The organism is Paenibacillus sp. 10L310 (genome assembly GCF_056395745.1).
On sequence record NZ_JBFTKC010000009.1, the window covers coordinates 120,014 to 136,976 of the forward strand.

The following is a 16,963-nucleotide window of genomic DNA, read 5'->3' on the forward strand; positions in this document are numbered from 1 at the left end:
ATTCTGATGTTCAACATATTTGTTTACGCTTTCATTATAAATTGAAGTGAAGGCCAATCGAGATAGGGATTACACGTCCGTTTGGATAGAGAAATGGTTACAGTTTTCAGTCCGTATGATGAAGTATGGTTAACTTGTGATCATTTACCCTACCTACTGACTAACATTTGTCTATCTACCCCTCTTCTCGATCAAAAACAAAAGCCGGCAGCTCCTAAAACAGGAGACTGTCGGCTATTTATTTCCTCTACCTAGCTGCCGATATTCGCTTGGCAGAAGACCTGTCAGTTCGCGGAAAATCCGGCTGAAATATTTTTCATCCGTATAACCCACTCGCTCCGCAATCCAGAAAATCGTATTATTCGTATTGAGCAAGTACTCTTTGGATTTCTCCACCCGGATGAAGCGGGAGTACTCATTAAAGGTTTTCCCCATCAGATCTTTGAAACATTGACTGAAATAACTTCGGCTGATATTGAGTTGTTGGGAGAGACCTGAAGCTGTATAGGCCTGTTCCAAATCCTGCTGCACGATCATCACCGCTTTTTTCACGGCATCGATGATTTCCTGTGAGTACGAAGTCTGTTCATCAGCCTTTCGAATGCTTGCAGCAGTCTGTTTGATCCATTCTTCAACCTCGTACCAAGACTCGAAAGAATGGATCATCGAGATTCTTCCAAGCGTAGTTTGGGCAAAAATACGGTTCCACTCCATTAAGATCGAGTACAGCAATCCCATCAACTGACCTTTATGTAATCGTAAGGATATAAACTGGTCAATGAGTTGGTTATAGTAACTGTCGTGGTGGGTCCATGGGGTTTGGAACCAACTTTGTTTAATCCGGTCAAGGTCCTCATCCTGTGGTTCATTTGAACATGTGTCTTTCTCATTCATCGAAACGGCAATGACTTGGTTATTGGGGTTGTATGCATAGAATAAAGACGTCTCTGTATAATTCATAATCCAGTTTTTGATTTGCGACCATGTTCGCTCTTGTACATCAGACAAAACCAACAACGTACACTGGGGAACTTGATGCAGGCATTCCTTCAATTGATGAAACAGTTGATTCTCTTCGGACGGGGGTGTAGCCCACATGTAGCTATGACGCTCAACCTCCCATCTTATCTCATCTTCATGCGCAGTTAGCTCCATTGGCCATGTATGCTCTGATTTCCGATCTTGTGAAACAAGAGCATACACATTTCGATAATGGAAATTGATTTCATTCTGTGCAGGCATCTTTCTTATCGTGCTTGTCAACCCGTTAATTCGGGTATGAATCCGTTGCAGAACATGTTCGAATTGCTCTTTCTCCAGCTGCACTTTGGCTATATAATCGATGGCTCCGAGTCTTAGCGCTTCCTGGATATAATCGAAATCCTGATGCAGTGTTAACACGACGATATGAAGTTCAGGATAGAGCTGCCTTGCAGCTCGCATCAGTTCGATCCCTGACATGACGGGCATCGCAAGATCCGTTAGCATCAGATCGACCGGTTGGGTTTTCAGAAAATCCAGTGCTTTCAACCCGTTGCTTGCTTCTCCTACAACCTCCATGTCGAACTCGTCCCATGGCATCGCAGAGCTAATACCTTTGCGTACCAGCTTATCATCATCTACAATCAATACCTTAATCATGCCGAGATATCTTCTCCTTTAATAGGCAATACGAGCAGTATGCTTGTCCCTGTTCCCAATTCACTCTCGATCACCAGTTGTGCTTGGTCCCCGTACTGTGCTTTCAACATGCGGTGAACGTAATTAAGTCCGATGCCCATCCCTACTTTTTGTTGTTCAGCTTCACGATTGTTCAGCAGATTATGAATGGTTTCCTCAGTCATACCTGCACCATTATCTTGTATCATAATGTTCAACGTTGAAGTGCATGTCACTTCAATCTGAATAAAACCTTCGTCACTTAATCCATGATATAACGAATTTTCAACCAGAGGTTGCAGAATAAAGCGGGGCACAGGAATTTGAAGCACTTGTTCATCTGCAGTAATGCGGACGTCAAATTCAAAGTCATAGCGAATTTGCTGCAAAATTAGATACTGTCTTAGGGCATCGATCTCCTCTTCCATAGTGGATACTTGCCCTAATTTGCCTAGATTGTAATAGAGCAACTTGTTCAATGACTGCACCAGCTTGTCGATCTCCCCTTGTCCGTTCATGACGGCCAGCCAGTGCACCGTATCGAGCGTATTCATCAGAAAGTGCGGGTTGATCTGATAGAGCAGCTTTTCCACTTCCAGGTCTGCACGAATCTTCTCTTTCTGCTGTACTTCCTTGAAGAGGTCACCAATCTGATGCTGCATGTTCGAAAATTCACCCAACAGAAAATCAAATTCGGGAATCTGAGTGCGAGCTCGGCTCCCTTTTGTTTGTGGATTTTTGGACATTCCATTGATCTCCGAATGGAACAGACCGAGTGGTTTGTACACCATCTTCCACAGGAGCCAAGCGAGAAACACGGTAAAGCCGAGGAAAAATAAAGCGACCAGCAAAATTTGAAGCAACCACTGGTTTTTCTCCTGTTGATATTGAGACTGCGAAATGACCGATACGACACTCCATTTCTGTGAGGAATCCTCCTTGAACCAGTGATACCCGCGGGATATTCCGTCCTTGGCAGGATCGACCGTTAAGCTGGTGAAATTCTCCCCTACCTTCATGGCTTCCGGTATTTCGCTGTACACAATGTTGCCTTCACCATCCAGGATGAGATGAGATAATGCGCCGTTGTATTGATTGTAACCCAAGATATCTTGAGTGAGGCGAAAGCCTGATTCTACGTAAATGAACACGTCGTTCCTCTCGGATAATTGCACTTTGCGCATAGCAGACAGAACGAGTTGATCATCAAATCGGTTCATACTCATATGGGGGCCATAGTACTTAATGCCATAGGTTTGGAAGAGCACAGGCAGAGACTCAGGAGAGAAACGATCCTTAATCGGAAAGTTGCCGAACTGAGTAGTACCTTCTTTTTGAAAGTAATATAGGGTCAATCCGATATTAGGATTGGTGAAGGTCACAACACTTAACTCGTTTTTTAATTCGTCCCTGGCCTCAATCAGTTCGAAGATATCGGAGGACGGATTCAAGAATTCATCCATTCTTTTGCCTAAAGTACCCCTGTAAGATAATTGTTGCGTCACATGATTCAGATTGGTGATGGAATTCTCCAATGAGGATGTCACCTGCTGTAAATTGCTACGGATACCATCATCGATCTTATTTGCGAAAATGGAGTCGATCGTATAATAAGAAATTGCAAATATACTGATAAAGGGGATAAACGCACTGAGAAAGAACAGTAAAAATATTCTTTTTTTAAGTGTCATGGGAACCTATTCTCCTTCTGAAAATGAAACAGCAAGCCTCCTGCGTATGGAAGCTTGCTCTGAATATACATTCAAGCGGACAGGCTGTCTGTATCCTGTCCAAGTCCAATTTCCTTTCATCATTATAGATTGATATTCAAATAAGTCAAACGCTTTCATACTGTGCGCATATAAAAAGTGCTACTCCTCAAAATAATGAGGAATAGCACTTTTATATGCGTACCTTACTTCAGTTGTAATCACTTCTTGTTAATGGAATGCTCCAACATTTCAGTCTACTCTCGTACCGTCACATTTAATTTGTGTGATCTGGTTTCCCCTGAAGAATTACGAAGTACAGCTTCATACTCGTAGATTCCAGGTACTCTTCCAGAGATTGAGGTAACCGCAGACTGTGTACCAGGCGAATGAGATTGCAGCGATTGTGTGTCAATCGATACACCATTTTCGTAAAGTTCGTATTCGGTTGCGTTTGTTCCCCACCACAGATTCATGGTGACATTATAGTTGCCGTCACCGTCCCAGTTGTCGTTCGACAGAACGGCTTGCCCCGGGGAAGCATCCGTGACGATGACTGTTAGTGGAACACTCATGGTTGAACCCAGTGCATTGATCAATTCTCCAGTATAGATATAGGTGCCATTTTTCTTTCCAGTAATATCAACTTGAACAGATTGGGCGGACGGGGATTGATCGACCAGAGAAATTTCTTTAATCAATTCACCGTTCTCATACAGTTTGAACTGATTGCCGTTATTACCCCACCATAGATTCATCGTGATTGTGTAGTCGCCGTCTTTGAGCCCCGTGTCGTAACCATTATTATCAGATAACACCGGAGTGCCAGGGGCACCGTTTGCTAGTGGCGTTGTCTGATGGAGCCATTCCTCCCACTTAATCAGCACACTTGCCTGCTCATCCGTAAATACGGTTCCTCTAACTGCTTGAACGTCATTACCGTAGGATGCAAGCAATTGACGCGCTTTTGCTCCTTCACGATCGTTTGCTGCCTGTTTGGCCTGCTGTAACGTGTTTGTAAGCTGATCAGCAAGAACACCAGCATTAGGATCGGTCGATTCATCGGCAAAGGCGTTGGTCAGATTAATCAGGCTGTCGAATGTAGCAATAACGCCAAAACTATATTCTACCGTCTGTTCCCAGCCAGCCAAATCCGAGACCGTTGCCGTAACCTCGTTCAGGCCGGGTTCCAGTGTATACGCAGGAGTGTCGAGAAGCACACCCTCCGGTTCTGCCACACCGGATACCGAATCGGAAGCTGTATAACCAATTTCCACCTGCTGATCAATGGTGTATTCGGTTTGACCATGAATCTCAATGGTTGGAGGTACGAGATCAATGGATATGGACAAAGACTGTTCGCTCTCTTTGTTACCGTCAACATCGACGCTCCAGTAGCTGATGGTATGTGTTCCTTCTTCAGTTAGAGTCAATTGTGTGCCACTCACCGTTTCGCCACCATTAATTTGATAATAGGTCCCTTCAATTTCGGAATCTTCATCGCTTGCTGTGAAGGTTACTTGGACTGGAGAAGTATACCAGCCGTTCTGCAATTCTCCTTCCACAGTTGCCGTAGTATGCGGGGCCTTCTGCTCCGGAGATTCTCCTTCCAACGTAACAAAATCAGATAAAGGTATATTCAATTCCTTCACAAGGCGTGCTACGAGTTCAGACACCTTGATTGCACCGTTCATTTGCAAATGTGTATTGTCTTCCGTTGTGCCTACCCACATGAATATCGATTTGGTTCCTTCTGTGCCAAGCTCCTGGAAATGCTCCCAACTGGCTTGGTTCAGATCGATGATAAGCGTTTCCGTTTCCTGCGCCGTTTCTTTCATCGCCTGTACGTATTCCGGGAAGCTTTTGTTCAGCACCTCTCCGGTAAAATCACGACGGTTCACTGGTGTGACCAGAACCGGAATCGCACCTCTCTGCAGAGCACCGTTAATGTATTCTTTCAGATATACCTTAAATTGCTCTGGTGTAAGATAACGCTCTGGACGTGAAGGTGTGGAATCGTTATGAGACCACTGCATGAATAGATAATCGCCTTCTTGAATGTCGAGTAAAATATCGTTGAGATATCCACCGACCAGGAAGGTCTTACTACTCAAACCTCCAACTGCCCGGTTATCAATACTGACTTCATTTGGATCAAAATATTCACCCAACGTTTCTCCCCAGCCCGCTTGCGGACGATAGTTTTCCGCGTAATTGGCCACCGTGGAATCGCTGGCCAAATAAATAACTGGTTTATCGCTTGCACTGTGATCTGGCAGTCGCTCCAGCTTCAGCGCATTGATCTTCGGTGCATTTCCGGTAAAGTTGAAGTTAAAGACCCCATCAATCAGGGCAACGTCATACGTGATTTCTTTGAATTCGCCCTTGGCAATGCTTGTAAGCGCCAGCTTTGTCATTTGCTCTACAACCACATTTGCGCTGGTTGATTCCTCCGCATCCCCGATGGTCATCGTTACCCGGTAATTCGCCGGCTCCATTTCCGCCAGGAAAGAGGTACCGTTTACTCGTGTGAAATCTTCCTTGAGCAAATCTCCGGTTCCCCGGTTCTCATCTTTGGTCAGCGCAGTATCAGCAAAGCCGTACCCATTGCCTTCAATGTACGCTCTTTTGGCATCTACCTTGATGTATCCGTCGGCTGCGCCGCCAGAACCAAAGTCAAATTTGTATTCACTTATCTCTTCGTTTGGTTCACTTGTCAATGAATCCTTCGCAACAGTTAACATGTTAAACGTATGGTCAACTTTAGCCTGCGTGGCTTCCGTATTGAATATAGCTTCCGCAGCTGCCAAAGCCCGGTTCACCACGGCCTTCGATGCATCTGTATAATCCGACAGATTCAGTGCTTTGATCTCATCGTACAGAGCGATTAAGGCCGTCTGATCGCCACTCTCCGAAGAGAGCTGAGTGCCTTCAATCCGCACGTTGTCGATCTGGGTAGTCCAGTTCAACGTGCCTCCACCGCCTTTTCTCGTTCCCAGGAACCGCATGGATCTGACGTTGTCCGCATATGCGGCGGAACTCAGCGAGATATCTGCAATCGTTTGGGTAACTGTCGGATCGGCTAGGTTCGTTAATGTCAGATCCAATGTTTTTTCGGCAAAATTAACGGTTGCATCCACATTGACCCACTGGTTCTTGGAAATATCTGTAGCCGTTCCCCCTTCGGGTATGGCTGTATCCCCTGTGCCGTAGTCTGGGTTATATGCACCGACAAAATAATGAATTTTGGTGCTTCCGGTTTTGGTATGCAGCGTGAACAGGGCATTTTCGTTTGAATCCTGTATTGTGAGATGACCTTCTGATGGATAGGCACTCACATTACCGGACTGCCAGTCAAAGTTCACGTTCACCTGATCGCCGTTTACGGCATCGAACAGACGGAATACCTTGGCCCGATTGCCCGATCCGGAACCCGCGACGGACAGTACCTTATTTCCGGACTGGTCAACAACGGTTCCCGTCATGGTTCCTGCAATACCCGTGGCATTGACCATCGCATATTGGTAGTTGGCAGCGTCGCCTTCAAAATCCTCCTCATATAGCTGGGCTTCCGGCTCTGGCTCTGGCTCGGAAATATCCGGGTCGATGACCAGTGATGAAATGCTCAGCTCCATGTCTTTGACTGCACCAGCAACGAGTCCGGCAATTTTCTGTGCACCATAGCTGCTGAAATGCGTATTATCGTTGATCCCATTCGGGTATTTTGGATATTCACCCGGATTAGCATATAGGAACACTTTTTCCGTAGCTGTATTACCAATTTTGTCGTAGTAAGCAATACTCAACTTGCTGAGATCAATCAGCGGCACGTCCTGCTCTTCCGCCACTTCTTTGGCAGCTTGAACATATGCCGGGAAGCTGACGTTGAATTCCTGAGTCACTGTATTAAAATCTCTGCGCCCAACCGGAGTGAGCAATACCGGTGTAGCGCCCCGCTGTTTGGCACCGTTTACATAACGAGCCAAGTAAATCTTATAGTCCTCCGGTGATGCGTAACGGTCCGGTATCCCTGCACTGGCGTCGTTATGACCAAAGGAAATGAAGAAGAAGTCCCCCGGCTTAATTCGTTGCAGGATTGTATCCAAACGACCGTCTACCATAAAGGATTTACTGCTTCGGCCACCGATCGCATCGTTCACGACGACAGCCCCATTGGAGAAATAACGTCCGAACTGTTGGCCCCATCCTTCTTGAGGAGCCTGCGCTTCACTGTAAGATTGCATGGTTGAATCACCAGCCATATAGATCGTTGTTGCCGCACCAGCCGCTTTCTCTGGATATTTCTCGATGATGACGTCTTGGATGTCTATGGCTGTACCCGTGAAGAGAAGATCGAGCTGTCCATCCACCACAGCAATATCATAGGAATACTCCAGTGGTGTCCCTGCTGTCACATTGGTTACGGCGAGCTTCTGGACGAATTCGGATTTGACTCCAACGTTCGAGTCATTTGCATCATTGCCCAATCGCAACATCACCTTATAGTTCGCATTGGGCAGATCAACGGCAAATGTCGTGCCCGCCGCGACCGAGACCTGATTTGCCCCTACCGTAACATCACTTGTATCCTTGAAGCCGTATCCCGGATCTTGTGCGTAGAGCGTATCCTGTATGTTCGTACTTCCTGACGCAGTCTCTGTACCGAAATTAAAGCGGTAGACCGGCTCCAGCATTTCAGCTTCGCGGGTCAGAGTCAGATCGGCTTTAGGGAATGCTGTAGCTTCCGCTCCAAGATAAAAGCCGGTATGAGGCGGCTGGTTGTAGGCTACATTTTGCCAGGCTACGCCAAGTCGATACACAGGGTCCTGCATCAGCGTAGGGATGCGATAGTCTGAAGGAATGGTCGTTGTGTAGAGACGATACTCCGAACTATCTTCGCTCCGCAGCAGAAGCTCCTCACGCCAGTCACCCAGAATGTCCGCCTGAAGTGCCGGATTGCCTTTGGTATGGTTGTTCGTTAACGTACCGGTCGCCCGGAAGATTTCATTCAGCTTTTTGTTTTGGTAATCCCACTTATAGATGAGTGGAATACCTTTGGCTGTGCTATTATCCCACTCATGGTCCAACAGCTCCCGCTGAAGATCTCCATCCCACCAGATGGCGAAATTGGCGGTTTTGGGCCCTTCGTCCACAGTGTAGATAGCCTCTCCTGCTGCAGAATAGGTATTGGTTACAGGTACACTTTGCCCGTTGGTAACGGTCGTGGCCCATGATTCGTAACCTGGATAGTTCGGATCAATGTCCGCCGACATCCCGCGACCGGTGTCAAAACCTGTTTTCTCACCCCAGAGGATTTCACCTGTTGCCGCATCGCGCATCTCCAGACCGTATGCCGCATCAGAATGCTCATGCACGCTTACGACCTGATAGCCCTCCCGGTTCGGATCGAGCTGGCCGGCGTGCATGGCGTCACCGTGGCCGAGTCCGGTGCTGTACAGCAAGCTGCCGTCATCATCAATGGCCAAGGCGCCAAACATAATTTCGTCCTTGCCGTCCTTGTCGACATCCAGCACACTTAGATTATGGTTGCCCTGTGATTGATATTGTGATCCTGCTTCGTTTGTGTCGAACGTCCAGCGTTTGACGAGTTCCCCGCCAACATAATCATAAGCAACAAGCACTGTGCGGGTATAATAACCCCGGCTCATCACGACACTTGGCTTCGTACCGTCCAGATAAGCGATGGCGCCAAGGAAACGGTCTACACGGTTGCCATAGCCGTCACCCCAATCACTGACGTTGCCTCTTGGAGGATCATAGTTCACGGTAGATACAGCCGCGCCAGTCTCACCGTTAAACAGCGTGAGATATTCTGGACCTGAGAGTATGTATCCGCCGTCGTTGCGATAATCCTTCGTGCCGTCACCAATGACCGTGCCTTGGCCGTCCTTTGTGCCGTCCGCCGTCTTGACAACAACCTCAGCCTTTCCGTTGCCATCGAGGTCATACACCATTAACTGCGTATAATGCGCTCCGGCGCGGATGTTGACTCCCAGGTCAATCCTCCACAGCTTGGTGCCATCCAGTTTGATGGCATCGATATAGACATTCCCCGTATAACCCGCCTGCGAATTGTCCTTGGAATTGCTTGGACTCCACAGGAAGACAATTTCATACTCGCCATCCCCGTCCAAGTCAGCTACGGAAGCATCTCCAGCATAATAGGAGTACGTTCCGCCATCCTTAGTCCGACCATCGGCCGGTTTATCGAGCGGAATAGGTAGATAATCGTTATGCCAGACCGATACAACTTCCGGTTGCATTTGCTCTTTGCCTGCAATAACGGTGGAGATCTGATATTGCGAACTGTCGAAACCAGTGGTGTCCACATAGTTGGTCACATCGCTTATGGGCGATGCGTTCACTTTGGTTCCGTTTTTATATATATTAAAAGCGATATCATCTGGATCGTTGTTTAAATACCTCCAGCTTAAAAAAACGCCGTTGTCTACAAGAACCGCAACCAATCCCCGGTTAAGATACTCTGCTTGGCGACCCGGCAGGCTGCTTGATGACTCTGCACGTATCGGCGCCGGAGGAACAGCCAGTGAAATAACCATAAGGAGTGCTAAAAAAGATACAAACATCGATTTTTGGATGGAAACAGTTCTTCGGATCATTCGATTAACTCCCCCTTATCTAAAAATTCATTTTTAGAATCATCAGTTCGATCCTGCCCAGCTTGTTGTCATATGAACACAATTTACAGCCACCTCCTCTTTATGTTACCGCTTACATTTATCTTACAGGTCTAAAAAAAGACAGACAATCTAAAAAATGTGACGTATTATATAAGATAATTGACTTTTTTAGGAAGGAGATGAAACGATGGTTCATACGGTTTCTTATGCTTTTCGTAATGACGATACATCAATCATGACACTGGACTCTATTGGATGGCAGATCGTTTCTAGCGAGGAATATCGTTGTCCAAGTGATGATAGACCGGACCCGGGGCATGTCGTTTTTCAATACACACTTAATGGCCAGGGTTATCTGGATATTGACAATCAAACGCTCCCTTTACCGAAGGGACATGCCCTACTTGTCAAAATTGCAGGAGAACATTGCTATTACTATAAACAAGAGAACAACGAACCATGGGAATTTATATGGATCAACATTCGCGGGGATGAAGCTAACCGAATTTGGGATATGATGCATGATAATGAGGGACATGTCATTCGACGAAACGCGGACTCTCCCTTGATTCAAGAGTTATGGCAAATTATCCATTTGATTCATCAAGAGAAGGTTACGGACAAGTATCGCTTGTCCATGCAAATCTATCGGTGGTTGCTTATCCTGGTACAGACGAGTCGGGATGCGGAGAAGGATATCGGTGCCCTATCCATAACAACGATTGAGAAATGTAAAAAGTTCATCCGAGAGAATTATGCATCTCCATTGACGTTGGATCTTCTAGCCAGCCATTGCGATATCAATAAACACTACTTGTGCAGGTTATTTCAGAAATCCGAGAAAACATCACCGCTAGCCTATCTTAAAGACAGACGCATTGAGGTTGCAATCCGACTACTCCGCACAACGGAACTTCCGATTTCTCAGATTGGTCAACAATGCGGGTTTGAGAGTCCCAGCTATTTCGGCAAAGTTTTTCGGCAATATATGTCCATGTCGCCCAAAGAATATCGCTTGAATAAGTTAGAGTTTCCTTATGAGGCCATCTATTATGAATAGCTAAAATCGCTGTTTGCTAGTTGTCCTTGAATTGGGAACTGCTCTTATACCAATACAATATAAAAAAAGCCGCTAGAATAGCGACTTTTAATGGAACTATGTTCTTTGTGTGCTTCGATAATTGCTACACTTATTGAGCGGTGTATCCTCCGTCTATGATCAAGCTATTTCCTGTCATATATGAAGAATCGTCGCTAGCCAGGAACAGAACGGCTTTTGCCATCTCATCTGCTTGACCCAGACGTTTCATTGGTGTTGCCGCTGAAAGTGCTTGTTTGCTCTCTTCCGGGATAATCGGTGTATCGATAAAGCCTGGGCAAAGGGAGTTCACCCGAATATTCTGCTCAGCATACTCCAGCGCGAGCGAACGAGTCAGGTTCACAACGCCGCCTTTAGCTGCATTGTAGGCTGCAGAGCCAGGTGAACCAACCCATCCGTACATGGAAGCCGTGTTGACGATTGTACCTCCACCAATTTTGAGCATTTCGCGAATCGCTTCACGTGCAACCAAGAATACGCCGTCCAGATCAACATTGACTGTATTGCGCCATTCGGCATAATCAAGCTCATGCGTGGGATGAACACGTCCGATTCCCGCATTGTTGAATACGATATCGACTTGACCAAATGCTTCTACGGTTTGTTTGAAAATCTCAGAAACCTCTTCTTCACTTGTTATGTTTGCTTTAATAAAGAGAGCCTCTGCTTTAAGCGCTTTCAGTTCCTGCTCAAACGCCTTACCTTTTTCTTCATTTAGATCCACCAAGACCACTTTAGCTCCTTCGGAAACGAATAAGCGAGCTGTCGCTGCGCCAATCCCGGATGCTCCTCCTGTGATGACTGCAACTTTATCTTGAAGTTTGCCCATGAATAAATCCCCCAGTATAATATTTTGAATAGCGCCTATATAAATAGTGCTATATGATGTTTACAAAACTAATTCTATGCTTAAAATTGTAACAATCCAATCATTAAGATGTGACCAAGTGTCTACCTCGTAGACACTTTATAAAACTATGTCTATATTTATAGGAGTTTTTTTGAATGAATAATGAACTTATTGTGACATCTCAACATCGTAATCGAACCAAGGAGCACCTAAAAACTGCTCTGATTCAGCTCATTAAGAAAAAAGGATTCCATGGTGTTTCTGTCAAAGACATCGTTGATCAGGCGGGTTATAATCGTAGCACGTTTTATTTACACTACCAGGATAAATATATTCTCGCCGAAGAGTTGTTGAGTATGACACTCGAAGGATTGAGGGGCGCAGTAGGCAAACCTTATTGGCACGGTCAAAAGGTTTCAACAAACAAGCTGGATGCCGAATCTTTTCAAATCGTGGATTATATCTACGAGCACCGTGATTTCTTCGAACTGATTCAATACGATGATACGTTACCCGGTCTACATACAGGCTTTCCGCAAACCATACTCAAAATCTATCAGGAGCAATTTGTCTTTGAGACGATCAACAACTCCCCAGTTAATATGGACTATTTCAAGTACTATACCGCCTACGGTTTTTTTGGACTATTAAATAATTGGATATTAAGCGGATATCGTGAATCACGTGAGGCATTTATCAAAAACGTGATTGATCTCACCAAAACGCATATTCACTCTTTTCATTATGTCGGTAACACGTTTGAATCTTGATCTCAAGTAAGTTGATTTGTGAACATCACGATGAACGATATGTCTGCTTTAGATAACAGGCTAGTTGCAGATGGAGCAGATGCTCCTGATTACTCAGGGACATGCCCAGACACCAACAGGACGCAAAATCACAAGGGGATTTAAAGCATAAATAAAAACGGGCATGTCATTTACACGAGAGGAATGAAATCCTCAAGATAAATGCATGCCTAAGTGAAAATTAATTAGATACAAGCCCAAGCGGTAAACGGACTATGTCCTTTTCTCTAGACCATTGAACATAGACTACTCTATATAAATTAAATCATTATAATACGGGTCCCATTCTCCAGTTACAAATCTAGCAATGACTGCTTTTTCTAAACTAACAGGTGACCAAGATTCCAGTTCGGAGGCAACTTCAATCTGTGAAGCACTCGGAGTTTCAGTCACAATATCACCCTTATGATCTACCAATGTATATCCATCTTCAGTTTCCTCTTTGTACATGGGAAATGTCATCCTAGGTATTGGAGCATTACCAATCACTTTCCAGATACCATCTTCAATCCTGGAGTTTACAGTCTGTATTAAGAAAATGATTGGTTTAGTAGTGATCTCACTTACTGTTGGGTGTTCCATTGATATCAAATCAAATACAATCATACAATCTGATATTCTTCCTTCAGAAACAACTTGTCCATAACAATTCCAATCCTGATTTAGTTTTATTGAGAAGACATCTCCTATCTTCACCGAAACTCTTTTTTTCATTATTTTATCCTTTACTATTTCTTTTTTATTCGACCTATTCTTCTAAGTGGAATTTTTAACAGCGTATTAATATTTCAGGGTTGCAGAGTGCCTTTCAGTACCTGTTTTATTAATTAAAGCAACTTCAAAATCAGATACCCATGTAAGTTCACCTAGATGTTCAGCATAGGCAAATTCATCTGGTTGTTCTGATATGACCTTCTCTACAAGTACTTGCGTACCATCACGTTGTAAAATAGATAGGAATATATCCATGCTATCTACATTATGATGACATATGACTCTAGCATTGTACTTCTTATTAGGGCTCTTTACGTCTTTTTTCCAAGTCCATTCATTTACATAATCTAACTGCTCTATTTGCAAAGCTATCTCCCTAAATGGATCAATATCCCAATTATTACGTAGAGCAAGTTTCTCTATGCCTTCCATTAGCAGGCGAAGCGTAGCCTTTTTTTTCTCCAACTCATTTTTTTCACTAAAGTCATTCAAACTAAATTGGATCGGTACCGAACACACACCAGAATCGTTAACAATACGTTCATCCGTAATGTTTTCTACACACTCTATTAGGACTTTCCAACAATCTTTCGTTTTGTATTTCCCCAACAGACGTTCATACATCGCTGTAATACAGCGGGTTTCCAAACTAAAAGAGCGTCTTTTCCATTTCCAATTCAACGCATAATCTAATTTTGTTGCTTCGTTGTACTCACATTTTTGTTTTTTTATTATAGATTCAATATTTTCATCATCTACAATATACGGTAAATCCAAATTGAATCCTTTTAGATACATCTGGTTCTCTCCTTAGATTACTCCCGATGGTTAGTGCATTATTAACTTCTATCCAAACTTGAAGCCCAATTTTTGAAGCAATTAAGCATCTCTTCTAAATTTTTTGCTCCCCCTGCACTGTGAAACACTCCATCTCTCACGATACAGTAGAACCAATCTTCTTCATTTCTCTCTTCTTCAATCGAATCAATTCGCACACCGTATAAATGCTCCCAATCACCGTCACAGTTTTCATAATACCAGCTTTGAATCCATTTTAGGATATCCATCATCGTGACCTCTTTTTTTGTTTTTTCTACTCTAGGGAATTATTATTTAAAGGAATTCTCATGCCATATTGCATACTTTTTTCGTATGAATTACCTTTTAGTAATAATTTGCTTTTTTTACGTAGGGTATACTTAAAAGCAAGGGGAAAACTTTATTTCAAATCAAGGAGGTCATTATGAAAAAAATAATATTGTTTATCTTCATTAGTATGATTATACTTTCGGGCTGTTCTAACAAGGATGAGAAAGAGAATTATCCAGTTTTCGAGGGCACTGTAGTATTTAAAACAGATGAAAATGACAAGTACAAATTTCTTGTTCTTCAAAATGTAAGTAAGGAAGACCTGGAGAATGGAAATCTTGAGGATTTTATAGAATTAGCACAAGACCAGGAAGGTTCGTATTATTTGGTCAATAGAGAAACATATGAAACAATTGAGGTAGGGCAAAGAGTAAGAATTACTACTGGCTTTGACCAACTAGAACCCTCGCCACCCATTAGAACCGTTGTGAGTATTGAAAAAATAGGCTGAGAATTCTTCGATTGTTTAAAACGATAAAAAGACCTTAACGTTTCAAAGCAAACGTAAGGTCTTTTATCATTTTGTTTTCAAGAGTTCGGAGTTAAATCTCGTACGGATAAATCCGACCGGCCTCTCCTCTCATTAGCCCTCCCGAAATTCATTCAAATCAATGCTAAGGCTTTTAAGGTTTTTTAATCATCTCTACGCCGTCAAAGGTAAGGCTCTCCATTTCCGTTTCCAATACACCAGCTACATGCTTTGTTTCTTTATATTTAAAGTAATCAAAATCGGCATGTTTTCGGGTTCCACCTAGATCCTGCACACAAAGACCGATATAGGTTCCCGTAAACCGGATATACTCTGGAGATTCATCGGACAGATGTGTGATATCAACCCACTCGCCTGCTGTATTCCAGGATGAATCAGTATTTAACGCATAATAAAAGCTGGCGCGATCTTGATCCACCACAACCTTTAAACGGAGCGTGCTCACCAACTCTAGCGGAATATCCTCCAACAGTTCGTCGTATACCCCGTATTTGGACTGAATGATCCCCAGGCAGAGCCCTTTCTCCTCATGATAAGTTACACGTAAGTAGAGATAGTCCTGGGTATCGTAGTACAAAATCAATCCGGCCATTTGCTGTGGATGGTCCGGCGCAAATTCCAGACACGTCTCGGCTTCACACTTCAAGGCCTGAAGTCTCCGTGCGATCATGCTTTGCCTGTGCGTTGAACTCATCGACTCCATGCCGTGCAATCGTATGTAACCGGGACGTTCCGTCAAGCTGAGCCAAGTCGAATCGGGTGGAATGCGAAGTGTATTCCAATCATGCCGAAGCTCAAAGTGATCAAAGTCATCCATTTCAGCAATCGGCTCAAACGGATGGGACTGGATCATCGGTGCAGGCACCTGAACCTCCGGATATCGGTCACCGCTCGCAAGTCTCAGCCAGCCGTCCTCACTCCACGTACATGGCTGAAGTGCGGTCTCACGTCCAAGAATGCAATATTTGTGCTGAACGGGTCGTCCGACCAGATGAGCCATGTACCATTCGCCGGTATGCGTTTCGACCAGACTACCGTGGCCTGCCTTTTGCAGAGCTAAATCCGGTCTGCCGTATGAAGTGAGGATCGGATTGGCAGGATCGACCTCATAAGGACCTTGTAACGTACGGGAACGTGCTGAGGTAACCGCATGCTCATAACCGGTTCCACCTTCAGCCGTAATGAGATAATAATAGTCCTTGTGTTTATACAGGTGGGGTGCTTCGGTCAGGCCTAATTCTGTTCCCTTAAATATGTTCATGGCCGGTCCGATCAGCTTATGTTCCTGGACGGAATATTCCTGAAGAGCGATGCCTGCAAACCGATTTTTGCCCTTACGGTGATCCCATATCATATTGACCAGCCACTTACGCCCGTCTTCATCATGAAACAGGGAAGGATCAAAACCGCTGCTGTTCAGATACAGCGGATCGGACCAAGGGCCCTCGATATCCGTTGCTGTCACAAGGTAATTATGGGTATCTTTAAAAGCGCCTACCCGGCTTTTGACATCGGTGTAGATCAGGTAAAACACACCGTTGTTGTAACTAAGACAGGGTGCCCATACGCCTCCGGAATTAATGTTGCCCTCCATGTTCAACTGCGTTACACGAGTCAGCGGAGAAGCGATGGGCCGCCAATGAACCAGATCCCGGGAATGGTGAATTCGTACACCAGGGAACCATTCAAAGGTGGAAGTGGCGATATAATAATCCTCCCCTGCTCGGCAGATGGACGGATCGGGATGGAAACCGGGCAGGATGGGATTGGTGATCATTTTCTTGATCTTATTCATGGAAGAAACCTCCGGTATGAAAGTAAT

At 44.6% G+C, this 16,963-nt stretch carries 11 protein-coding genes; 3 read left to right on the forward strand and 8 right to left on the reverse strand.

Going from position 1 to position 16,963, the window contains the following annotated elements; translation table 11 throughout:
- Nucleotides 1-234 precede the first annotated feature (234 nt).
- The 3 genes from AC1DE7_RS19480 to AC1DE7_RS19490 form a co-directional block, all read right to left on the reverse strand.
- Nucleotides 235-1,641 carry a response regulator transcription factor gene (locus AC1DE7_RS19480; RefSeq protein WP_127549414.1) on the reverse strand — a complete coding sequence of 469 codons (1,407 nt, stop codon included), beginning with the start codon at nucleotides 1,639-1,641 and terminating at the stop codon, nucleotides 235-237.
- Nucleotides 1,638-3,350, reverse strand: coding sequence for a sensor histidine kinase (locus AC1DE7_RS19485; RefSeq protein WP_127549416.1), 1,713 nt, complete (start codon nucleotides 3,348-3,350; stop codon nucleotides 1,638-1,640). The genes AC1DE7_RS19480 and AC1DE7_RS19485 overlap by 4 nt, the downstream gene beginning before the upstream one ends.
- 275 nt (nucleotides 3,351-3,625) lie before the next feature.
- Nucleotides 3,626-10,009 carry a rhamnogalacturonan lyase family protein gene (locus AC1DE7_RS19490; protein ID WP_477534998.1) on the reverse strand — a complete coding sequence of 2,128 codons (6,384 nt, stop codon included), beginning with the start codon at nucleotides 10,007-10,009 and terminating at the stop codon, nucleotides 3,626-3,628.
- A 208-nt stretch (nucleotides 10,010-10,217) separates the two neighbouring features.
- Between AC1DE7_RS19490 and AC1DE7_RS19495 the strand changes: the two genes are divergently transcribed.
- Nucleotides 10,218-11,090, forward strand: a complete 873-nt coding sequence (locus AC1DE7_RS19495) for a helix-turn-helix transcriptional regulator (protein WP_036671442.1) — start codon at nucleotides 10,218-10,220, stop codon at nucleotides 11,088-11,090.
- Between the two features lie 130 nt (nucleotides 11,091-11,220).
- On the opposite strand, the gene AC1DE7_RS19500 is transcribed toward AC1DE7_RS19495, so the two are convergent.
- Nucleotides 11,221-11,958, reverse strand: a complete 738-nt coding sequence (locus AC1DE7_RS19500) for an SDR family NAD(P)-dependent oxidoreductase (protein ID WP_047843148.1) — start codon at nucleotides 11,956-11,958, stop codon at nucleotides 11,221-11,223.
- A gap of 176 nt (nucleotides 11,959-12,134) precedes the next feature.
- Between AC1DE7_RS19500 and AC1DE7_RS19505 the strand changes: the two genes are divergently transcribed.
- A complete protein-coding gene (locus AC1DE7_RS19505) occupies nucleotides 12,135-12,749 on the forward strand; it encodes a TetR/AcrR family transcriptional regulator (RefSeq protein WP_047843147.1) in 615 nt (204 codons plus the stop codon).
- A gap of 285 nt (nucleotides 12,750-13,034) precedes the next feature.
- Here the strand turns inward: AC1DE7_RS19505 and AC1DE7_RS19510 are convergent, their stop codons facing one another.
- The 3 genes from AC1DE7_RS19510 to AC1DE7_RS19520 all read right to left on the reverse strand — a co-directional run bounded on the left by AC1DE7_RS19510 (nucleotide 13,035) and on the right by AC1DE7_RS19520 (nucleotide 14,569).
- Nucleotides 13,035-13,502 carry an Imm26 family immunity protein gene (locus AC1DE7_RS19510; protein ID WP_047843146.1) on the reverse strand — a complete coding sequence of 156 codons (468 nt, stop codon included), beginning with the start codon at nucleotides 13,500-13,502 and terminating at the stop codon, nucleotides 13,035-13,037.
- A gap of 66 nt (nucleotides 13,503-13,568) precedes the next feature.
- Nucleotides 13,569-14,300, reverse strand: coding sequence for a hypothetical protein (locus tag AC1DE7_RS19515; RefSeq protein ID WP_047843145.1), 732 nt, complete (start codon nucleotides 14,298-14,300; stop codon nucleotides 13,569-13,571).
- Between the two features lie 41 nt (nucleotides 14,301-14,341).
- Nucleotides 14,342-14,569 carry an Imm53 family immunity protein gene (locus tag AC1DE7_RS19520; protein WP_477534999.1) on the reverse strand — a complete coding sequence of 76 codons (228 nt, stop codon included), beginning with the start codon at nucleotides 14,567-14,569 and terminating at the stop codon, nucleotides 14,342-14,344.
- A 176-nt stretch (nucleotides 14,570-14,745) separates the two neighbouring features.
- Between AC1DE7_RS19520 and AC1DE7_RS19525 the strand changes: the two genes are divergently transcribed.
- Nucleotides 14,746-15,102, forward strand: a complete 357-nt coding sequence (locus tag AC1DE7_RS19525; protein WP_127549420.1) for a DUF3221 domain-containing protein — start codon at nucleotides 14,746-14,748, stop codon at nucleotides 15,100-15,102.
- Nucleotides 15,103-15,274: 172 nt separating this feature from the next.
- Here AC1DE7_RS19525 and AC1DE7_RS19530 read toward each other — a convergent pair whose 3' ends face one another.
- On the reverse strand, nucleotides 15,275-16,936 hold the full coding sequence (locus tag AC1DE7_RS19530; RefSeq protein ID WP_477535000.1) for a glycoside hydrolase family 43 protein: 1,662 nt from the start codon (nucleotides 16,934-16,936) through the stop codon (nucleotides 15,275-15,277).
- Nucleotides 16,937-16,963: the final 27 nt, after the last annotated feature.